Raw genomic sequence first — 21,495 nt, 5'->3', positions numbered from 1 at the left:
CTCATGTTTCTACTTACCGTATCTAGGAGAGAGGAGGAGAGAAGTACGTGACATATTTCTTGAAAAAAATTGCTCAAATTGTCCCAGTGTTATTGATTATATCCTTTGTTGTTTTTATTTTTGTTAACGTATCAGGCGATCCCGTTGTTCTAATGTTACCTGAAAATGCTAGCAATGAAGAGATTCAAGCCATGCGAGAGGCAATGGGTTTGGATAAGCCAGTTATCGTACAATACGGTATTTTTTTATTGAATGTGCTACAAGGAGAATTCGGACAGTCCTTTATTTATAAGCAAGAAGCGTTACCGATTGTGTTGGAGAGGTTACCTGCCACTTTTGAATTGATGACGGCAGCAATCTTTGTATCTATTATTATTTCTATTCCTCTAGGTGTGCTTTCAGCGATTAAAAAGAATTCTGCAATAGACCTTTTTATTAGTGGTTCATCTGTTTTGGGAAAAGCAATGCCTAATTTTTGGCTTGGACTAATGCTCGTATTACTTTTTTCTGTATATTTTCAATGGTTCCCTGTATCAGGTAGGGGCTCGCTCTCTCACTTAATCTTGCCAGCGATAACAACGGGGACGGCCATGGCTGCTGAAATCACGCGAATGTTACGTTCAAAAATGTTAGATGTTCTTCATCAAGATTATATGAGAACAGCTCGAAGCAAGGGCTTGAGTCGCTTTAATGTGATTTATCGTCACGGATTACGGAACTCCCTGCTGCCAGTTATTACATTAATCGCCATTAACATTTCTACATTGGTTGGGGGGGCATTAGTAACCGAAGTGGTGTTTGCTTGGCCGGGTATAGGTCAATTAGTAATATCGGCGGTTCATGCCAGAGATATGGCTGTCGTTCAAGCATGTATGTTTGTCATTGCCCTTTTAGTAATCGGTGCTAATTTAATGGCAGATTTATTATATCGTGTGGTCGATCCACGGATTACGTATAAATAAGGAGAAGATGCTTCATGTTGCTGAACGAAAGAAATCCTTCTACGTTAATGAAATGGGGTAAATTGCTTGCCGCAAGCAAAACCGGAAGCTTCGGGCTTGGAATTGTTTTATTGGTTGCTCTGACAGCACTTTTTGCTCCTGTCTTAGCCCCTCATGATGCAAGCGAAGTTAATTTAGCTGCTGCATCGCTTCCACCAGCATGGATTGATGGGGGGCAATCAGAACATTTTCTAGGAACAGACCGCTTGGGAAGGGATCTCTTAAGTAGAGTTATTTACGGAAGTCAAATATCCTTGCTAGTTGGGATTAGCTCCGTTCTTGTAGCTGGGCTAATTGGTATACCTATTGGTTTGATCTCAGGCTATTATGGGGGCTGGATAGACAGTATCTTTATGCGGATTGTTGATGCCAATATTGCCATTCCGGTTATTCTCATCGCTTTGTTTATATTAGGTTTTTTAAATCAAAGTTTGTTCATGTTTATTTTGGTTGTTGGAATTGCTACTTGGTACACCTATGCTCGGGTTGTTCGGAGTGAAGTTTTAAGCCTAAAAGAAAGGGAATACGTCAAAGCTGCCCAATCGATTGGAGTAAAAGATTATATGATTTTTCTAAGGCATTTACTTCCTAACGTTACGTCTTCAATTATTGTCATTTCAACTCTCAGTGTTGCGACGACCATTATGGTTGAATCTTCACTTAGTTTTCTAGGATTGGGCCCTTCTGCTATAACATGGGGTGCTCTTTTGAGTGATGGAAGAGAGTACTTAGCAACAAGCTGGTGGATTGCAACTTTTCCTGGTATAGCGATCACGGTTACGGTATTAGGAATTATTTTATTAGGTGATTGGTTGCGTGATGTGTTGGATCCACAATCTCAAGGTTCCACAAGATCGTAGCTAGAAAAGAAAGGTAGGAACAAAGTGGATAACGTTCATAAATAAGAAATTAACATGTGGGAGGGGGAGACGATGAACGAAAATATAATCTTACAAGTGGACCGATTAAAGACACACTTTTTTACAATTAATGGAACGGTTCCATCCATAGAGGATGTTTCATTTACGGTTCAAAAAGGGGAGAAGGTAGCAATCGTAGGAGAATCTGGGTCTGGCAAAAGTGTGACCTCATTATCCATTATGAGACTATTAAGTGAGGCCGGAAAGATTGTTCATGGAAGCATTCTTTTTGAAGGAGTAAATCTAGTAGAAGCATCTGAAAAGAAGATGCAGAGAATTAGAGGTAATGAGATTTCGATGATTTTTCAAGAGCCGCTCTCTTCACTAAATCCTGTGATGACGGTTGGTAAGCAAATTATGGAGAGTATCTTGATGCATCAAAAGATTGGAAAATCTAAGGCGAAACAACAGACGATTGAATTATTAACAAAAGTGGGAATTCCAAGGGCGGAAAAAGTATTCTCTTCTTATCCCCATTTGTTAAGTGGTGGGATGCGTCAGAGGGTAATGATTGCGATGGCGCTAAGTTGTCAACCTAAGCTCCTAATTGCAGATGAACCTACTACAGCCCTAGATGTTACGATTCAAAAACAGATTTTAACTATAGTAAGAGACCTATCAGAAAGGGAAGGGGTTGCTATTTTATTTATCACACATGATTTAGGTGTTGTAGCTGAAATAGCAGATCGAGTCATTGTGATGTATGCAGGTCAGGTAGTAGAACAGGGAGATGTATTTACCCTTTTTGACCGTGCGCAACACCCTTATACAAAAGCCTTATTAAACAGCACACCGAAATTAGATTTTACCCAAGAGGAATTAATGCCAATTGAAGGGACTGTCCCTGGTCCAACGGCGATGCCAACGGGATGTAGATTTTTTGATCGGTGCAAGTATGCATACGATGACTGTAAGAAAGAACCGGAATTGGTAGAAATATCACAAGGCCATCAAGTGAGGTGTTGGCTGAATAATATAGAAAACGCTAAGACCGTTCACGTTTAGGAGGATTATACTATGGGATCTAATCAAGATGTTCTGCTACAGGTGAAAGGATTAAAGAAGCACTTTGATGTTTCTGAGGGAAAGCTTCCCTTTAAAAAAAAATATTTGAAAGCTGTTGATGGTGTTGATTTTCATCTTCATAAAGGAGAAATCCTCGGTATTGTTGGGGAATCGGGATGTGGAAAATCGACACTAGGACAATTAATTATGCAATTATTAGATCCGACAGAAGGTGAAATTTCTTTTGAGGGGATGGACTTATCAGGGTTATCGGCAAAAAATTTACGGAAAAAACGTAAAGATATTCAGATGATTTTCCAAGACCCTTATTCTTCCTTAAATCCGAGAATGAACGTGTTTGATATTGTCGCTGAGCCATTGAGAACACATAAGGTAGCATCCGGGGCAGATTTAAAGAAACAAGTGATTGAAATGCTCGAAGTTGTTGGTCTAAACGCAGAAAGTGCTAGCAGGTATCCGCATGAATTTAGTGGAGGGCAAAGGCAAAGAATTGGTATTGCTAGAGCTTTGGCATTAAGGCCTAAGTTAATTGTATGTGATGAGCCTGTTTCCGCATTGGATGTCTCGATTCAGGCTCAAATCCTTAATCTTTTATTGAGGCTACAAGAGGAATTTGACCTGACTTTACTATTTATAGCCCATGGAATCCCGGTTGTTAAATATATCAGTAATCGAGTTGCAGTGATGTACTTAGGAAAAATAGTAGAAATAGCGGAAAAGGAACAACTTCTTACCAACCCACAACACCCCTATACAGAAGCATTGTTAGCTTCTGTTCCAGTCAGCCACCCTAGTCTACGTGTAAAGCAAGAACAACATACTATGTATGGCGAAATGCCAAGTCCAGTCGATTTGCCAACTGGGTGCAGGTTTCATACTCGCTGTCCTTATGCAGATGACGTTTGTAAAGAGCATGCACCAGAATTAAAGGATGCGAACCAAAATGGCCATTCTGTGGCATGTCATTATCCAGTTGGTTCTATTATGGAAACGGATAAAGTCGAGGCAATAGAGGCAACGAAAAGAATGGAGGCATAATGGTGATGTCAGAAGAGGAAATTTATGAGTACTCTCGTTTTTTCGAGAAGCAATTTGCTTTCAATGATTATAAAGGTCAAATGGGGGCCAAAATTCCTTTTGATGTTAAATGGGGATCGGGGCCCATCTTACTCTCAGCTCCTCATGCGACGAAATTATTTAGAAACAATCGAATAAAGGACCAAGATGATTATACAGGCGCTATCGGACTCCTCCTGCATCGTTATACGAATTGCCATTTCATCTATACGACCCGTTGCACATCAGAAGACCCTAATTTTGTTATTGGTGGTGCATATAAAGAGCAGATACGAAAGATGGCTGAAATTATGGATATTCGTTACATCATTGACCTCCATGGGGCCTCTGAGGGGAGAGGATTTAATATAGACCTTGGTACACAACATGGATTAACGATCGATCAGGATGTAGTAGACCAACTAATAGAAACGTTTAAAAACTACAACATCATGAGTGTGTGTGAAAATTCTGCCTTTCCTGCCAAGCATCCGGGAACGGTTACATCTTACTGTTATCATGAACTCGGTTTAGAAAGTTTCCAAATGGAAATCAACAAAAAATTTAGGGATCCTAATGAAAGCTTGGAGTTGTTCGTTTCCTTGGTGCAAGCTCTACAAGAATTTATTGTTACGCTACAAGAAAATTAATTCTTTGGAGAAAGGAGGGACATTTATGCAAGGTTTTCAAGGGGGCAGTTCTGGAGTGAGTGCAGCGCATCCCCAAGCTGTGGACGTTGGATTAGCTATCATGAAAAAAGGGGGAAATGCAGTTGACTCCTCCATTGCCATTTCTTTTGCTTTAAGTGTTCTAGAGCCATATGGTTCAGGAATTGGTGGTGGTGGGGTGATGATGATTCACTCTAATGACGACCAAAAGCCAAGCTTTTATGATTATAGAGAGTGTGCACCATGGGAAGGAAGCGTATCTAATCTGAAAATTGGAGTACCTGGATTTATAAAAGGGATGGAGAGAATTCATAATGATTTAGGTACGTTAAAATGGCACGAATTGATCGAACCGGCCATCTACCTCGCAGAAGATGGATACCCTGCTCATTCTGTGCTCAGAAAGCAACTCGATATTTCTGAGCATCTTAACCGGAGTGGTTTGTCTCAATTTTACGATGATGGAGTACCAAAAGCGCTTAAAACGAGCATTAAACAGCCTCAGCTTGCAGATACATTAACTGAGATTGCCAAGCATGGTTCCGGCGTTTTTTACACCGGCGAAATTGGAAAGTCGATCTGTGAAACCGTACCAGACCTTCACCTTAGTGATCTGCAACGCTACACCGTGAGGAAAAGCGAGGTGCTACAAGGAGCCTATGATGATTACATTATTTATAGTGCTCCAGCCCCTTTAGCTGGAAGTATGCTTATCCAACTACTTCAAATGTCTGAACTGATTAAACTAGAACAATTCGACAGATATAGTTCAGATTTTATTGATCAATTGGCTCAAATTGTACGTGCTTGCTATGAAGAACGCACCTTATTTAATGAGGATCCTGAATTCTGTGATCTGGACCATAGGGACTTTATAAGTCAACAACACTGTGAAAGACTGTTAAAGAAAGCTATCGTGAAAAATGATTTTTATAAGAAACCAAACTCTAATCAAACCTTTGATTACAACAACACGACAGCTTTTGTCGTAGTTGATGATAATGGGATGATGGTTTCTACTACAAATACATTAAGTGATTTATTTGGATCAGGCGTTTGTGTTAAGGGGTTTTTCTTAAATAATCAAATGCGTAATTTTAGTGAGCCTCCTATAACTCGGAATAAATTAGAACCTGGCAAAAAACCTCAAAGCTTTATTGCCCCATCTATCCTCATTAGTGAAAAAGAAAAAATTGTCATTGGTTCTTCTGGTGGGAAAAGAATACCAAATATGCTAACAAAGATTTTAATTCAGCATATAAAGCAAGGGTTATCATTACAAAGTGTGACAGATGCCTTTCGATACTTCATTGATGAGGATTACATTTTTCTGGAAGAAAAATTGCCGAAATCAGAAGAAAGAACTCTTCTTGAGAAAGGTTACTCTTTGAAGTATTCACCTAACTCCATTTTTTATGGAGGAGTGCATGCCCTATCTTTGCTTTCCGACAGTATAGATGGATGTGCAGACCCACGCCGTGGAGGAAAATGGGACGGTATGTAGACGATTTTTGCCGTTGTGAATTCAACATAATGGAAGCGCGTGTCATGACAATTGTTTTTCCCGCTATTTACTAAACCACTAAAATGAAAGAGGAGTGTTCGTAAGTGAAACTTGATCGTAAAGTGATTTTAATGGTTACATTCTTGACTGCTTTCTCTCTTTTAACTAGCACACTTAGCCCTCCTTCTCATACTCACGCTTCTACCATTGCCATTTCAACTGGGGATTCAACTATTGATGGTCGTCCTGTCGCCTGGAAGAACCGTGATCATTGGTCAACCCCTGATGGATGGAAGGTGTATCCATTTCAATATGAAGCAGATGCATCTTCATTTGGGAGTGGGGACCAGTACAAATCAAGATTTGATTATGTAGGCATAACCGCTCATGGAGACTCTGGGATTGATACTCATACATAACAGCAAGTCCCATGGGTCGGCATCAATGAGAAAGGGTTGGGTCTTGTGCAGGGGGCAGGTCACACATTAACTTCAAGTTTTACTCAAGATCATGGATTTCCAGTTTCTCAGGATTTGAATAATGGAATGCTCGCAGGATTTTTTAATCATGTTGTCCTTTCTCGTGCAGAACATATTGATGAGGTAGAGCAAATTCTAATAGATACAAACGATGGTGGAGGTTTTAATCAGAGTTTTGCTCGAAATACGTCTACAATGATTAGTGTGTTTGATAGATGGGGAAATGAAGCAGAATTAAAAGAGGATATGATTGAGTGGCAAACTAATTTAGCTCATCAAGTAAATGAATATTATGTGAATGAAGTCAGTATTTTCCCTGCCGTCGAAAATGCTTATGTTCGTCAAAGTGCCCCTGATTCAACTTTTAACGACTCTTTACGAGTGGGCCAAGATAGTGTGATTTCTTATTTGAAATTTGATTTAGGTGGGATTACTGGAAAGCCGATTAAGTCGGTAAAAGTTCGATTGACGGAAAGCTCAAGCAACGGAACAGGAAATACCAACTTTGAGGTGACTAAAACGATAGAAGATTGGAATGAAGACTCTGTCACCTGGGAAACGAAACCGGAAACTGACGGTCATGTTTATGGTACTTATTCAGGTGGTCAGCTTGAGGAAAGTGAAGTTATTGAAATTGATCTTCCTTTAGATAGTGGGTTTCTTGCTACGGATGGGATATATGAAATTGCTCTAGGGGGTTCAGTTAAGAATGAATTTGCACTGAAAGACACGCTAGATGGTGCAAAAATGATAGTAGAATACGATAATCTAAACGATATCATTGTAGACAATAAGAGAATGACAGCAGATTCTGGTTGGTGGAATTCAACAGCCGAGCCCAATTATAATGAATTTAACTATTATTACAGACGAACTTCAAGCAGTGAAAGCAAGGGAAGATGGACTCCATATATTACAAACCCTGGTATGTATGAGGTTTACTATTGGCTTCCAGATGGTACCCCAAATCGAACAACACAAGCGCCTTACACGATACAACATGCTGATGGGGCAGAAACTTTTTATGTAGATCAAACGGTTGCTGGTGGTGAGTGGATCCAATTGGGTGATGAAGCATTTCCTTTTGAGGCTGGTCTGAATGGTTATGTCGAAATTTCAAATATTGCAAATGGTGAGATTGTCATTGCCGATAGCATTCGTTTTATAAAAGTAGATGAGTAGCGATAACTGAATCGTAACCTTTAGAGATGAGAAACAACTACTGCAGGCTTTTAGCCAAAAAGTAGTTGTTTTTTTAGGAAGTCATTTCATTAGGGGGTCAGACACCTCTTTACCACAGCACCGCATTAAACTGTACTTCATCCCAATGTTTGTTGAAATTTGAAAACCGATAACAAGTTGTCATGTGTTACACTGTTAAAAGAAGTCTAAAAAATCATTCTTTTAAACGTTGAATCTATCAATCTACTGGAGTGTAACGATGAAACTAAAAACAATCTACGCAGCACTAATTGTCCTAATCATCACAGCCTGCTCACAACCAGAAGAACTTACTGTCGAACAAACGGAAACAGAAATCGATGCTGAAATCATTCGCCAAGAAGCTCCATTTGAGCCAGAAGAAGAGGAAACGACGATCACAATCGGTGCAGTAGGAGATGTCCTCCTGCATGAGCGAGTGTACGCCCCGGCAGAAATTGAAGATGGCTATGACTTTATGCCAATGCTTGAAAAAGTGGGGCCGCTTCTACAGGAACCAGACTTCTTAATGGCAAACTTTGAATCAATCCCTGGTGGCGTTGAGATTGGCTTATCAACCTATCCATCGTTCAATAGCCCACATGAAATTGTCACTGACCTGCAGTCATTGGGTGTTGATATGGCGATAGGGGCCAATAACCACACGATTGACCGCGGCGTAAGGGCGGTTGAAAGTGCCTTAGATTTCTTTGATGAAGTAGGCATGGATTATGTTGGAGTCTACCGAGACACGAAAGACCGTGAAACGGACCGTATCATCGAAGTAGAAGACATCACCCTTGGAGTATTAGCCTACACATACGGCACAAATGGCATTCCGATTCCAGAAGGACACGAAGACATCGTCGCACTCATTGACCCAGACCGTATCGAAAAAGATGTAAAAAACCTTCGTGATAAAGTCGACATCCTCATCGTTCATATGCACTGGGGAGACGAGTACATTCACGAACCGAACCAAGAGCAAAGAGAGCTAGCTCAGCTCTTATCAGAGGCAGGAGTAGATATCGTTTTCGGCCATCACCCACATGTCCTGCAGCCAATTGATCTGCTCGAACAAGAAGATGGACATGAAACGTATGTGTTCTATTCCTTAGGAAATTTCTTTTCCGGACAAAACTTCGAGTACACAGACATAGGCGGCCTAGCAACGATTAAAGTTACAAAAACAACAATAGGGGAAGACTCAACAATTGACATCCATACCCCTGACATCGAACCAACACTCGTTGTACTAGAAGACGACGTCTACAGTGTTATGCCAATGGCTGACTCAGAAGGCTCACTTATCAATGGCGTAACGACGGAAGAAACACGTGAACACATCTGGAAATACCTGAACGAATCTGAATGATTTACAAAAGACCCATCTTTACGCACTTAAGAGGCCACTGAAAAAGTCCTTTTTAGCCGATTCGAGGAAGCAGCAATGGCTCCACACGTTGCGCGCATGCTATGAGAAAACCACTCATAGCATGCTTTAAGACAAAGCAACGGTTCCGCTCATTGCTTAAAGGCCATTGAAAAAGGTAAAAACCACACCTTTTTCAGTGGCCTTCGCACTTAACGTGGTAAAGATGGGTCTTTCTTAAGTTGCTCCAACATCCGCCGACTTGTCGGAATCATCTCCTCAGGCAGGGAATCTAAAGGAAAATAGCGCAGGTCCTTACCTTCATGGTCCGCCTGTAACTCACCAGAAACATCCTTAGACATAAACGTAACAATGACATTATAAACTTCATCACCATTTGGATACTGAAAATAAAATTCCTCACCTGAAAACACCGTATATAAGCTCATCTCACCAACGGTTAATCCAGTTTCCTCAAGAATTTCCCGACGAGCAGCCTCCTCAACCGATTCACCCATCTCCATAAATCCACCAGGGACACCCCAATTATCCGTATCCGTACGATGTTGTAACAATACACGCCCTTGTTCATCAAGAATAAAAACCGCACACGCTGTTAAAATTAATGGTCTACTCCCAGCAATAGACCGTATCATATCAATATAGTTCATCATTTCCTCCTTCAGGGGTCAGACCCCACGTTACTTATGTATCACGTCACAGAGCTAAAGAGGGGTATGACCCCACGTTACTTATGTACCACGTCACAGAGCTAAAGAGGGGTCTGACCCCTCATAGCAGAAAGGAGCACTCAAAATGGAAATATCCATCGTCCTTTTGGTCTTATTCTTACTCGTATCTGGTGGTCTTATCTTAAACATTATTACAAGTATTTGGTGTTATCGAGACTCATTAAGGCAAGGTAACAGCAAGGAATATAGCCTGCTGTGGCTAGTTGCAACCCTCTTCTTTCCTGTTGTCGGCGTGATCATCTACTTAATCATTCGAAAGTAGGAAAGTAGATAATTTTTACTTTAGCACAGTAAAGAGGGGTCTGACCCCTCATAACCTCCACAAAAAATAACTCCATAAATCGTAGCAGGAACAACGTCTATCATCCTACCAAGATCAATGGAGTTACTCGTCTCACCTAGCTAAATTCCCTCGCCGTCTATCAACAAAGTAAACAACCATCAACACCAAAAACGCCCCTGCCGAATCAATCACAACATCTGAAACCAAACCCGATCTTTCTGGGATAAAAGACTGATGCCACTCATCTATTGCACCGTACAACGTGGCCAGCGCCCAAGCCCAAACATAACGATAACGCACACCACGTAAAGCTAGCCAAAAAAACAATGCCAACAACCCAAATGCAGCTAAATGAACGCCTTTTCTAGCAATATAATTGACGATAGCTGAATCAAAAAATGGATTCTTTAGCATTTCCTCCGTTGAATCCCCAGTAAACACGGGCATGCGTGTGGCAATTGCAATTCCAATACACCATAAGATCGCAACCGTCCACCATAACTTTTTCCTATTCATAATATCACCCGAATCAATTATACACGAAATCCCCACAACCAAAATCCTAATTAATATAATGGGACACTAACGAATACGATGAACTATAGATCATTATTTGAGAAAAGGAGGGATTTTTTTGTACAAAAGAGGACCAAAAAAAATGATCCTCATCATCCCAGTAGCGATACTCGTAGCACTAATCTTCTTCTTCCTCATACCAACAGAGCCACAAAAAGCAAAAAAAGTCGTCGACGCATTTTATACATATGAGCAAAATGCCCAGTTTTCAGCAGCGTACGATCTGTTCCATCCAAAGATGCAAGAAAGGAATTCAAGAGGTCGCTACATTGAAAACAGAGGGAAGTTTGTTGGAGTAGAGGGCTTTCCGTATTCTCTTAGCAAACCAAAAAAAGTAAAAGACTGGAGCATGTCTGAGGGCTCTGAACCATTCGAAACAGCCTACAAAGTTACTGTAACAAAAGAAATCAGAGACCAAGACAACGGAAACTACCGCCTAGAACAAGATGTCTACGTTACCCAAGAGCTAGAAACGAATGACTGGAAAATCCTTTGGGACTTTAATGAATAAGTTTTCAAAAGATAAAAAAAGAAATCCTGTTAGCTAGTGTAACAAATGATGACAGGATTTAACATTTTTATGGCGATAGCCTTTTTATTTACAAAAAACCCCATGAGCTAATCAGTCCAAAAAGTAGTTAGCTAGCGCAACGTTAACTTACAGCATTTTACAGTTTAATGTCTATAACCCTCTAATTCACAAAAAAATCCATTAAATAATCAGTCCAAATGCTATGCCATTTTTCCTTTGGCAATTCATTTGCTTTTGCCGGCCAGGCTTCCCAGTGGTCCGCATATAGGTACTTTTGTTCGATAGCGAAGGCTTTCATTTTATTTGTAAATCTCAAGTATTTATCGTCTTCAAGTGGGTGTGGGGGAGATAAGACTATTAACGTATCAGATAGCTCCTCCGTTAATTCACTCATTACTGTTTCTAGATTTTCAAGGGAATCCTCAATTGATAATTGATCATAATCATTTAATAGGAATGGTTCAATGACTAAAAGGTCAGGGTTATTTTTTATTACTTTTTCTATGTAATTATCAGCTAGCACTTCACTTGAAGTAGCTTCTTTTACATCTATAACCGTTAAAGCTACGTTCTGACTAGGCAAGAGAGTTTTGAATTGTGGGAGTAATAATTGTGGCATGGAAGAGTTTTCTTCCGTACTAGATACAGCGGATGAACCGATTACCATCAGGAGAAACTCCTCTTCCTCTTCATTTTGCTTTGCCACTTCTTCAAGTAGGCCACCAAGCTCATATTGTGATTCCACCACTTCTTCTTGAATAGCCTCAGAAGGTAGCTGAAGTTTAATATCCTCGGTATCAGCAGTAATTGTTGCTAGCTTATCTTCATAATGAATATAACCAAGAAAGATAATAATGATGGTTGTAAGAATAATAGCGTAATAAACGAATTGTCTCATAGTAAATGACTCCACCTTTCTACTAGTCAAAAAGCGCTAGTTTTTATCTATAGTAAGAATATAGCAATCATTATTTGGGAAGTAAGACGAACGATGTCACAGGGAGGGCCGTTTTTACCGACAGATTCAGCAAGTGAAAGTCGAATGAATGGAGATAAGGAAGAAAATTGTTATTGCTAGCTTAGGTCGGATTCACTATAATATCTAAGAATCTATATTAATTTCAACAGGTTCAAGAATTTATAGAGATGAGGCAAGAAATGAAAAAGAAAAAGGTTTTCATATCACTTGGGTTAATTGTTGGGGTTGTATTTTTGTCGGTTGTTGCTTATTTCTTTTATTTATACAAATCTGTAACGGACACAGTTCAGGAAATGCACGAACCATTTTCGCCCTCTCGAGTTGTTGATCTAGAGAGCCGAGAACCACTTTCATTTCTAATAGCTGGTGTCGACTCAAGAGGCGATACCCATGCTGGACGTTCCGATACGATTATCGTGATGACTGTCAATCCGAATGATCAATCAATTAAAATGTTAAGCATTCCGCGTGATACACGTACGGAAATTATTGGACGCGGACAACTCGATAAAATTAATCATGCATATGCATTTGGCGGCGTCCAAATGACAGCTGATACAGTAGCAAACTTTTTAGATATTCCAATCGATCATTATATAAGTATTAACATGGAAGGCTTCAAGGGTGTTGTTGATGCTCTAGGTGGGGTGGAAGTTGATAACCCATTTGCGTTTAATTACGGGGGGCACACATTCGCTGAAGGGCAATTATTCCTTAATGGTGAAGAAGCATTAGCTTATTCACGTATGCGAAAAGAGGATCCGCGTGGTGATTTCGGAAGAAACGATCGTCAACGTGAAATTGTTGATGCTGTAATCCAAGAAGCTGCCAACATTGGTACAGTCACAAAAGCTGGTGGTATTTTAGGAGCAGTCGGTGAGTCGGTACGTACCGATATGACATTAGACGAAATGTGGAAACTTCAAGCCAATTACCGCGATGCTCGTCACAACGTCGAGCAAATGGAGATCAAAGGGAATAACGCGACGATTAATGGTATTTATTATTTGCAAGTACCAGATGATGAGCTGGCTCGTGTAAGAAGTGAGCTAAGAGGACATTTAGGGTTAGAATAGTTTTTGGTGAGAGCTCTGGGCTAAGGCGCAGAGTTCTTTTTTTGTGGGGAGGCGTTTGTAAAAAGAGAGGGGAAATTCGCTAATACCCCACGAATTTCCGCTAAAAAAACCCAATTTCGATCCGGATCGCAGTCCTAAACAGCAAAAAAGTTGCTGCCCTCTCCTCAAATACATAATAAAAGGCTGATGAAGCACGATTTCATCAGCCTTTTATTAAAAGAATATAGACTTATCCTGTTTAATACAGGCATTTAAAACAATTCCATCTGTTCAATACGCTTCTCGCCATTATTTTTCATTTTGTACCCCAATGCTTTATAGCCAGTAACTCGCTTTTCATACATTTTTAGGAGCATAGGGACGTGCTGATCCACGTAATCGTACACTTGGACTTCTTGCTTATTGTCATGGTTGCGGTGAAGACGACCAACATATTGTTGCAATGTCCCTTTCCACGAGATAGGCATTGTTAAAAATAGAGTATCTAATCTAGCATCATCAAAGCCCTCACCAATATATTTACCAGTAGCTATCAACAATCGCTCTTCGTTATCTGGTATTTGGATGAGTGTTTGTAATGCTTGTTGACGCTCTTTTTTCTTCATTGCTCCTGACAGCACAATGATATTTTTGGCGAACCCTTTGAAGCGTTTCTCAAGCTCTGTTATATGTTCTAGCCTCTCAGTAATAACGATAGGGGATCGCTTTTCTTCTAAAGAAAGTAACACATCATTAAAGATCAGATCGTTTCTTTTTTGATTGGAAACAAGGGCAGCGTATATACTTTGAATCTCTGTCTCTTTTAGTTTAACGTTTGTGTTTCGAGTGATTAGTGTCTGATTGAATGTGCGTATTTTTGCTTGTTTCTTTGAATTGTTTTTAAATCTAATTGGTCCACATTGCATGAAGATGATAGGATGCAATCCATCTTTTCTAGTTGGAGTAGCAGTTAGTCCGTAGACTTTTTGTGCTCTTACAGCTTTCAATACTTATTCAAAACTATGGCAGAGATATGATGACATTCGTCAACAATTATTTGTCCATACTTAGTGATTTCAGGTTTTAACTGTCCCTTATGATGCAAACTTTGAATCGTAGCAACATCAATGTTATATGTAGCTTTATGCTTTCCTCCGCCAATTTGTCCTATCTCTTTTACCGGTAAGTTTAAGAATTTTGATAATTGTTCTTTCCATTGATCAATAAGCTGAGTACGGTGAACAATGACCAGTGTGTTCACTTCATTTTTAGCAATTAATGCAGATGCGGCGACTGTCTTCCCAAAGCCAGTATCAGCCTGTAAAACTCCGTGATCATGGTTTTGTAAGGTGGTGACTGCTTCTTCCTGTGAAGCCATTAGTTCCCCGTGAAATGTAACTTTCAACGGATGACCTGTATTTCTTTTATCTAAGAAATTAATGAATACCCCGTTTTCCTTAGCGATTTTTACAATATCATCAAGATTGCCTCTTGGTAAAATAAGTGTATCGTCGGTGAGAGTTGAACAATCAACGATTCGAGGAATGCGATAAGTTGAATATCTTTTTGCCTGTGCTTTATAAAATTCTGGATTCCCGAATGTAGCAACTTGCATGAATTTATTTAAAAGAGAGCCAGGCACACCACTTGTCTGTATATGGATCCCATTTTTCAGCTCAACTGAGATGCTTTTTGGGGCAAGAGTCAGATCAGAAGGAGTGGTTAAATGCTTTTCTGATTCTCTAATAATGCCCTCAATCGTTTCCCGAGAAATTTTTTTTATTGATGATAAATAGTGCCATTGGTCTCCGAATGGCTGAAAATTTTCATCTATAAAAACACTGTTTCCTTGTTCTCTAGCTAATTTTTGTAATGGTAGAGCGATTAAGTTCCCAAATCCTCCAGCTGGAAGTGTATCTTGATTTGGAAACATTCGGTCATATGAGTCCATACCAATTTCTAGCCGATTTTCACGAGCTTTCGATAACAACATCATTCCTAATTTGCGCGCAGATCTCGCTTTTATCTCTTGTTGAAAAAAGAACCAAATATGAGCGCCATTTCCTGAGCGTGAGCGTTCGATATGATAGGGGAGATTGTAAGTTTTACATGCTTGGCATACTGCCTTGACGTCTTCTTCCCACCCTCGCTTATCAAAATCAATGGCTAAGAACGAGCACATATCGTCCGTTTGCATTGGATAGATACCAGCTGTTATTTTACCGCTTAAATGATCATAGATTGCTTGTTTGGACAAAGCAGCGAAGGAACGGTGCTGACAATCCTGGCATTTGATCTTAGGTTTTTTACAGACTATCGGATCCCACTCATTTACACAAACAGGAGAATACCCAGAGCGTCCATCTTTTGCTTCCCATCGCTTAGCAAACACATCTTGTCTACCTTGAAAGAGACTCATATAGAGTAAAACTTTCTCACTAGGAGATGAATGAAGATTCACTCCAGAAGTTTGATAAGGCAGTTGAGTTGCTGACACTTTAGCTAGCTGAAGTTTTAAATGTTCGTTTTCTTTTCTTAAACGCTCACACTCTGCGAGAGCCTGTTGAAGCTTCTCTTGGATTTCCATAGTATCATCCTTATATTCACTGATTGATAAGTAAAATTATATCAAGGTTTCTGGTGAATGAGAAATATTGGAGGAGAGAGTGTGAGATAAGAAATGTACTAGTTTGTGGGGGGAAGCTTAACTATTGGTACTAGCAACTAATGGAGAATGCATAATGCTACATTTTATTTAATGATTTAAATTTTATTAAGATATTCTGAAAATCATATGGATGGAGTTCACCGACATATCTGTATTTGGGTGTTATGGGAATGATGGCAGTGCTGTCGAGCTCTGCGTATGAGGGTTTCACTAAATTTGCTCGTTTCCAATAAATAATCTTTTCTCGGTTGGGGAAGTAATCTGAGGGTTGAGATGTAGTGATTTTAACAGCAACAGCTATTGCGCGTTTCGCTTCAACAGCTAGAATAATCACTGGCCGTACTTTTCCACTTTTTGCGGGCGGTTTGTAAGGAAAAAACATGGTATAAATCTCTCCTGGCACCATTCAACTCTAATCCTCTAGCCATCTTCGGTGCGCAGGGTTATTATAATTAACTTCAACATTACCATTATTGTCTACGTCGAAAATTGAGGTTTTTCCGTCTTGTAACAATTGATCAAAGTTGATTGAAGAGGATAACTTTTCATTAGTTAGTCGCATTTTTTTATATGCACGTAACACTTGACCACGTTTTGGATGAGCTTTAACGCGTACAATTCCATTTCGTTTTAATTTAAGTTTCAATTTGATCAACTCCTTGTAATGTTGCCCTTATTAATAACAATCATATAAAGAGTGAATATAGATGTCAATTCGAGAAGTACCTATCATACTTCTTTTTTAGATTTCAGTTTCCAAGCAACAGATGGAAATGTCCCAGCTGCTATTTTATAATTATAAATAAATGGCCAAGGGTAAAACGATACTTGTAGAAAGGGGAGCAGCTTATGTCATATTCAAAAAAATCAAAAGAACAACGAAAACGTGAAAAAGAAATCCTTCATCTCTATCATAAAAAACTAACAGAAGATGAGTTAGATCCTCTTTACGAGAGTTTTGTTAAATGGAAAAAGGGAGAGCTCCCCTATGATGAGCTAACTGAGTATATCCATGAGTTTCATAAGAAAAATCAAAAGATATGGTCATGGTTCAATTATGGCCCTTCTGAAAAGGATTTCATGCTCATGCAAGCAAAAAAAAAGAGCTTGGTTTATTAACAGAGGAGGAAAAAGAGAGATATAGCGACTGGATTGAATAGTTTTAAAGTAGAAAGGGTCGATGTGATGCTTAAAAGTGATAAAGATTCATTAAAGATAACTGATGAATATCCTACAGCCATTGCAAAAGATTTTCGAGTGTTTCTTCGTTATCTCGAAGAAAATAAGGTAAAGCTTACGAGAGCTAGTGGATACATCACACGGAAAGATTTGAAAGTTATTTATTCGTCAATGTCAGAACCAAAACTTGTTGTTTCTGAAAAAGGAAATCAGCCGGATTATCCACTTATCCATCTCTTTTATCACCTTGCTATTACATTAGAATTAGTGGGTAAAGAGAGTATGTCCGGTGGTGAAGTGTTAGTAGTTGATGTTGAACGCGTCTCACTTTTCAAAGAGTTACCTATATCAGGGCAATTCTTTTCTCTACTTATCGCTTTTTGGATTGAAGTCGATTGGGACCTATTGCAGGAAGGATATCATAAAGGAGCACCTGATAACATTCTTTTCTTATTCGAACAGCTAGAAAGTCATCCAGCGGGCAAGGTAATTGAATTAAGTAAGTATGATATTTTGCAACAATTGCTTTCAAGGTTTGAACACTTCCTCCATTATTTTTATTATTTTGGGCTTTGGGATGTCAAGATTGATGAGCAAAAATCTTACCAGCCTGGCAGTGTTAAGCATAAGCAGGCAAAATCAATTAAGTTAACACCATTCTATAAATTACTTGAGGAAACGTTAAATGAAACATGGGATGCGTTAGATCCTCCTGATTTTGATTTTCTAAGTATTTTTACCGGAATTACAACTGAGGTAGAAGTTGAAGAAAGTCTTACAAAAGAAGAAAGAAAGGCGTTATTCCTTTCCCTTATCAAGCCACTAGTTTTGGAAGGGGAAAGCTTGCAGGTTTTAGCAAAGAAAGAGCAAACCTTTGTAGAAGGAGTGTATTGTTTTACTGTGAAAGAAGAGGGGGGAAGATTGCGGAAGATTGAACTGGACGGTGAGCACACACTTTTTGATTTACATCAATCGATTCAAGATGAGTTTGAATTAGATGATGATCATCTTTACTCATTTTATATGGATGGAAAGAAGTTCAGTAAGAATTGTTATAATTCAACACGGGATTATATGGGCCCTTATGTGACTGATGCAAAAATAGGTCGGTTAAATTTGTGTGAGGGTCAGAAATTCCTGTATTTATATGATTTTGGAGAAGAGTGGGAATTTTATATTACTGTTGAAAACAGTAAATAAATTACTAATAACATGATTGAATCCACTAAATTCCCTCTAATTCACAAATAAAAGGCTGATGAAGCAATAGTTCATCAGCCTTCTATTATAATCACCTACCTACCCCTCTTTGCAACGCAGAAAGCGATCGGAAATGCGGCTTTAGCGAAAAATATAACTCACTATATGTTTTGTATAACTGTAAATATAGCTCATGATTCACGCTGTTTGGAATGTAGCTCTCCTTCATCGGAATATCTTCCTTAATTGCAGCGAGCGAAGGAACGTCTCCGAGTGCATAGAGGCCAAACCAGGCAGCTCCCCAAGCCGAGCTTTGGTGGCTGACAGGAACGTGGACCTCGCGTCCGAATATATCGGCGACGATTTGCAGCCATAATGAAGACCTGGCGAATCCGCCGCTTGCAAACAGGTTAGAAGGTTTTCCAGCTAGGCGCTCCAGTGCTTCGCCGATGCTATACATACTAAAGATAACGCCTTCTAATCCTGCACGAATCATATGTTGTTTTCGGTGGGCAAGGGTTAATCCGATAAAGCTTCCACGAGCATCGGCATCCCAGTAAGGAGCACGTTCACCGTTTAGAAATGGCAAAAACAATAAACCGTCTGCTCCAGGCTGAACGTCTGTTGCTAAATTAGTAAGAAGGTCATAAGCACTTCCACTTCCAGAGGCCAGTGAACGCTCAACCTCTGCTTCTCCTAACACATCTTTCATCCACTGAAAGACGATGCCGCCGTTATTCGTTGGACCTCCCATAATCCATAAATCCTTTGTGACTCCATAACAAAAAATTTCTTGTAATTCATCGGTCTCAGGCTTTGCTGACATTTGTCTTATCGCTCCGCTTGTTCCAATTGTAATTGCGACATCCCCTGGGTTAATCGCGCCGATCCCGAGGTTGGCAAGGGGGCCATCACTTGATCCGATCACAAATGGGATGTCTTGTGGGAGAGAAAGCTGTGCGGCCAACTGTGAGGAAAGCCCTTGGCATACCGTTGTAGAAGGTACAGGTTCTGACAACTGGTCACGTGTAATCCCGGCGGCTAATAGAGCTGAGCTCTCCCAGTCAAACGTATGAATGTTAAAAAGTCCGCTTGCTGAGGCAACCGCATAATCAACTTTGTATGTACCAAACCATTTTACTAATAAATATTCCTTAATTGATACGAATTTTGCTGCTTGTAAGTAAGGTTGATAGCCAGTCTCCTTCATCCAGATTAATTTAGGTAAAGGAGACATAGGATGGATTGGTGTTCCCGTTTTTAAATAAATGTCTTTACCTGCAAACTCTTTCAAGTGATTTGCTTGGTCGACACTGCGCCCGTCTGCCCATGTAATTGATGGGGAAATGGCTTCGTGTTGCTCATTCATACATATTAAAGAATGCATGGCGCTGGAGATGCCGACACAGCTTATGTCATGATGATCAATCCCACTTTTCAAAACAGCAGTAGAAATGGCTTCAATCGCCGCTTGTTCAATTTCATGAGGATCTTGTTCTACCCAAGCTGGGTGTGGATGATGCACAGGGTATGCGTTTTCATGTTCAGCTACAACAATGCCGCTTTTTTGAAATAAAACAGCTTTCGCGCTAGTTGTCCCTATGTCTAAGGCTAATACGTAGTTTTTTGTAGGCATAAATACCATCACCACCATAACTGATTCTATTGTTCTCTTTCTTATCTTCATCTAATTTGACATAAATGTAAAGATTGGAAAGGGTTTTGTAACGTTTAGGAGAATATGAAAGTAGCAAGAATATGTTAAAAGGGGGCGATCACTTGTATGGTTTTGAACAGATGTTATTAAACGTTCTTTTTTTGTTAGTGTTTTTGCTGTTTGTACCAATCATATTGGAGATTAATACATATAGATTTTTTAATGAACATAAGAGAATAATTCATACCGTCTCAACGACACTTGCAATTATTTCCTGTATGTCTTTTCCGATCCCTTTGATGGAGGGGTATATTTTCGATTTGAGATTAGTTGCTTTAACGATTGGTGGCTTATATGGAGGGATCTCAGTGTCCATTCTGTTAGCTGCGGTTACTGTTTTCTTCCGGTTCTTAATTGGGGGAGCAGGGGCTATCGGCACAGCTATGGTCGTGTCGATTCTCCTAATCTTTTTAATTTATATAAATCAACCTTTCCAAAAGGCTTCACGGAAAAGGAAAGTTGTGCTTGCTAGCTCTCTTTCTGCATTTGGAACAGTAATCATTATGTTAAATTCTACGTTTCTATTCGGTGCGACGTTTTCTACTATATTTCTAATCCTATATATGCTTACTTCTGTATGTGCGACAGCTTCAATCGTGTATGTATACGAAGTGTTTCATGATCATATTTTGGTGCACAAACGAGTCATGAAAGCGGAAAAAATGGAGGTCGTCAGCCATCTAGCCTCATCGATTTCACATGAGGTGCGCAACCCGTTAACAACGGTTAGAGGATTTATGCAAATGATGCTTCAAAGTGAGATCCCTGAAGAAAAGCGCAAGGAATATCTAAAAATATCAATTGGTGAAATTGATCGGGCCAATGACATTATTCGTGACTATTTGACGTTTGCCAAGCCCTCACCAGAAAATGTGAAGACTCTTAATATTAAAGAAGAGCTGAATCGAACGTTTCAAATTGTGACTCCTTTTGCGAACATGAATGGGGTAGAAATTAGAAAAAAAATTGATGATTACTTGTTCAAAGGTGAGGAGCAGCTTTTTCAACAATGCTTAATTAACCTTACAAAAAATTGCATTGAGGCTATGCCGAACAAAGGACTGCTTACGATCGAGACGAAGGAGGAGAATGGGAATCTTCTCCTTATCATATCTGATAATGGGCAAGGGATGACAAAGGAGCAGCTCGCCCGAATTGGGGAGCCGTATTTTACGACGAAGGGGAGAGAAGGTACCGGCCTTGGGATGCTTGTTTCGATTCGTATTATTGAATCGATGAGTGGGAAATTGAGTGTAGAAAGTCAAGTGAATGAGGGCACAAGCTTTTATATTCGGTTGCCGCGTGTTGAAGAAGGAGCATAATTTAGC

General features: G+C 39.7%; 23 protein-coding genes. 15 read left to right on the top strand and 8 right to left on the bottom strand.

Going from position 1 to position 21,495, the window contains the following annotated elements; all coding sequences use genetic code 11:
* The first annotated feature begins 47 nt into the window (after positions 1-47).
* The 9 genes from SAY88_RS00860 to SAY88_RS00820 all read left to right on the top strand — a co-directional run bounded on the left by SAY88_RS00860 (position 48) and on the right by SAY88_RS00820 (position 9,229).
* The gene (locus SAY88_RS00860; RefSeq protein ID WP_332628584.1) at positions 48-962 is read left to right on the top strand and encodes an ABC transporter permease; all 915 of its coding nucleotides are present in this window, start codon (positions 48-50) and stop codon (positions 960-962) included.
* A 14-nt stretch (positions 963-976) separates the two neighbouring features.
* Positions 977-1,861, top strand: coding sequence for an ABC transporter permease (locus SAY88_RS00855; RefSeq protein ID WP_332628583.1), 885 nt, complete (start codon positions 977-979; stop codon positions 1,859-1,861).
* 72 nt (positions 1,862-1,933) lie between these two features.
* Positions 1,934-2,926: an ABC transporter ATP-binding protein gene (locus tag SAY88_RS00850; protein ID WP_332628582.1), complete on the top strand. Its 993-nt coding sequence runs from the start codon at positions 1,934-1,936 to the stop codon at positions 2,924-2,926.
* A gap of 12 nt (positions 2,927-2,938) precedes the next feature.
* A complete protein-coding gene (locus SAY88_RS00845) occupies positions 2,939-3,985 on the top strand; it encodes an ABC transporter ATP-binding protein (protein ID WP_332628580.1) in 1,047 nt (348 codons plus the stop codon).
* A 5-nt stretch (positions 3,986-3,990) separates the two neighbouring features.
* Positions 3,991-4,653: a hypothetical protein gene (locus SAY88_RS00840; protein ID WP_332628579.1), complete on the top strand. Its 663-nt coding sequence runs from the start codon at positions 3,991-3,993 to the stop codon at positions 4,651-4,653.
* A gap of 25 nt (positions 4,654-4,678) precedes the next feature.
* Entirely contained in the window at positions 4,679-6,175 is a 1,497-nt protein-coding gene (locus tag SAY88_RS00835; RefSeq protein WP_332628578.1) for a gamma-glutamyltransferase, read from the top strand.
* 104 nt (positions 6,176-6,279) lie between these two features.
* Positions 6,280-6,594 carry a hypothetical protein gene (locus SAY88_RS00830; protein ID WP_332628577.1) on the top strand — a complete coding sequence of 105 codons (315 nt, stop codon included), beginning with the start codon at positions 6,280-6,282 and terminating at the stop codon, positions 6,592-6,594.
* A gap of 45 nt (positions 6,595-6,639) precedes the next feature.
* Positions 6,640-7,836, top strand: a complete 1,197-nt coding sequence (locus tag SAY88_RS00825; RefSeq protein WP_332628653.1) for a golvesin C-terminal-like domain-containing protein — start codon at positions 6,640-6,642, stop codon at positions 7,834-7,836.
* Positions 7,837-8,095: 259 nt separating this feature from the next.
* Positions 8,096-9,229 carry a CapA family protein gene (locus SAY88_RS00820; RefSeq protein WP_332628576.1) on the top strand — a complete coding sequence of 378 codons (1,134 nt, stop codon included), beginning with the start codon at positions 8,096-8,098 and terminating at the stop codon, positions 9,227-9,229.
* Between the two features lie 209 nt (positions 9,230-9,438).
* On the opposite strand, the gene SAY88_RS00815 is transcribed toward SAY88_RS00820, so the two are convergent.
* Positions 9,439-9,897 (bottom strand): NUDIX hydrolase, encoded by a 459-nt coding sequence (locus tag SAY88_RS00815; RefSeq protein ID WP_332628652.1) that lies wholly within the window; start codon positions 9,895-9,897, stop codon positions 9,439-9,441.
* 145 nt (positions 9,898-10,042) lie between these two features.
* On the opposite strand from SAY88_RS00815, the gene SAY88_RS00810 reads away from it, so the two are divergent.
* Positions 10,043-10,240, top strand: a complete 198-nt coding sequence (locus SAY88_RS00810) for a PLDc N-terminal domain-containing protein (protein ID WP_250096849.1) — start codon at positions 10,043-10,045, stop codon at positions 10,238-10,240.
* A 132-nt stretch (positions 10,241-10,372) separates the two neighbouring features.
* Here SAY88_RS00810 and SAY88_RS00805 read toward each other — a convergent pair whose 3' ends face one another.
* A complete protein-coding gene (locus tag SAY88_RS00805) occupies positions 10,373-10,777 on the bottom strand; it encodes a VanZ family protein (protein ID WP_332628575.1) in 405 nt (134 codons plus the stop codon).
* 118 nt (positions 10,778-10,895) lie between these two features.
* On the opposite strand from SAY88_RS00805, the gene SAY88_RS00800 reads away from it, so the two are divergent.
* Positions 10,896-11,348, top strand: a complete 453-nt coding sequence (locus SAY88_RS00800) for a hypothetical protein (protein WP_332628574.1) — start codon at positions 10,896-10,898, stop codon at positions 11,346-11,348.
* Positions 11,349-11,529: 181 nt separating this feature from the next.
* On the opposite strand, the gene SAY88_RS00795 is transcribed toward SAY88_RS00800, so the two are convergent.
* Complete coding sequence (locus SAY88_RS00795) at positions 11,530-12,267, bottom strand: SGNH/GDSL hydrolase family protein (protein ID WP_332628573.1); 738 nt, start codon at positions 12,265-12,267, stop codon at positions 11,530-11,532.
* Positions 12,268-12,527: 260 nt separating this feature from the next.
* Here SAY88_RS00795 and SAY88_RS00790 point away from each other — a divergent pair, with 260 nt between their 5' ends.
* Positions 12,528-13,424 (top strand): LCP family glycopolymer transferase, encoded by an 897-nt coding sequence (locus tag SAY88_RS00790; protein WP_332628572.1) that lies wholly within the window; start codon positions 12,528-12,530, stop codon positions 13,422-13,424.
* 251 nt (positions 13,425-13,675) lie between these two features.
* Here SAY88_RS00790 and SAY88_RS00785 read toward each other — a convergent pair whose 3' ends face one another.
* The 4 genes from SAY88_RS00785 to SAY88_RS00770 form a co-directional block, all read right to left on the bottom strand.
* Positions 13,676-14,410 (bottom strand): DEAD/DEAH box helicase, encoded by a 735-nt coding sequence (locus SAY88_RS00785; protein WP_332628571.1) that lies wholly within the window; start codon positions 14,408-14,410, stop codon positions 13,676-13,678.
* Positions 14,407-15,990 carry a TOTE conflict system archaeo-eukaryotic primase domain-containing protein gene (locus tag SAY88_RS00780; protein WP_332628570.1) on the bottom strand — a complete coding sequence of 528 codons (1,584 nt, stop codon included), beginning with the start codon at positions 15,988-15,990 and terminating at the stop codon, positions 14,407-14,409. Before SAY88_RS00780 ends, SAY88_RS00785 begins: the two co-directional genes overlap by 4 nt.
* Positions 15,991-16,147: 157 nt before the next feature.
* Complete coding sequence (locus tag SAY88_RS00775) at positions 16,148-16,477, bottom strand: type II toxin-antitoxin system PemK/MazF family toxin (RefSeq protein ID WP_332628569.1); 330 nt, start codon at positions 16,475-16,477, stop codon at positions 16,148-16,150.
* Positions 16,478-16,483: 6 nt separating this feature from the next.
* Positions 16,484-16,717 carry a hypothetical protein gene (locus SAY88_RS00770; RefSeq protein WP_332628568.1) on the bottom strand — a complete coding sequence of 78 codons (234 nt, stop codon included), beginning with the start codon at positions 16,715-16,717 and terminating at the stop codon, positions 16,484-16,486.
* 203 nt (positions 16,718-16,920) lie between these two features.
* Between SAY88_RS00770 and SAY88_RS00765 the strand changes: the two genes are divergently transcribed.
* Both SAY88_RS00765 and SAY88_RS00760 read left to right on the top strand, forming a co-directional pair.
* Positions 16,921-17,190: a hypothetical protein gene (locus SAY88_RS00765; RefSeq protein WP_332628567.1), complete on the top strand. Its 270-nt coding sequence runs from the start codon at positions 16,921-16,923 to the stop codon at positions 17,188-17,190.
* Between the two features lie 66 nt (positions 17,191-17,256).
* Positions 17,257-18,450, top strand: coding sequence for an IS1096 element passenger TnpR family protein (locus tag SAY88_RS00760; RefSeq protein WP_332628566.1), 1,194 nt, complete (start codon positions 17,257-17,259; stop codon positions 18,448-18,450).
* Between the two features lie 91 nt (positions 18,451-18,541).
* On the opposite strand, the gene SAY88_RS00755 is transcribed toward SAY88_RS00760, so the two are convergent.
* Positions 18,542-20,086 carry a gluconokinase gene (locus tag SAY88_RS00755; RefSeq protein WP_332628565.1) on the bottom strand — a complete coding sequence of 515 codons (1,545 nt, stop codon included), beginning with the start codon at positions 20,084-20,086 and terminating at the stop codon, positions 18,542-18,544.
* A gap of 143 nt (positions 20,087-20,229) precedes the next feature.
* Here SAY88_RS00755 and SAY88_RS00750 point away from each other — a divergent pair, with 143 nt between their 5' ends.
* Positions 20,230-21,489, top strand: a complete 1,260-nt coding sequence (locus SAY88_RS00750; protein ID WP_332628564.1) for an ATP-binding protein — start codon at positions 20,230-20,232, stop codon at positions 21,487-21,489.
* The last annotated feature ends 6 nt before the right edge of the window (positions 21,490-21,495 follow it).

Origin of the sequence: Halalkalibacter flavus (genome assembly GCF_036663575.1) — a bacterium.
Taxonomy (GTDB): domain Bacteria; phylum Bacillota; class Bacilli; order Bacillales; family Bacillaceae_D; genus Halalkalibacter; species Halalkalibacter flavus.
Note: the sequence above shows the minus strand (reverse complement) of the source record. Positions and strands in the feature narration are given on the sequence as shown.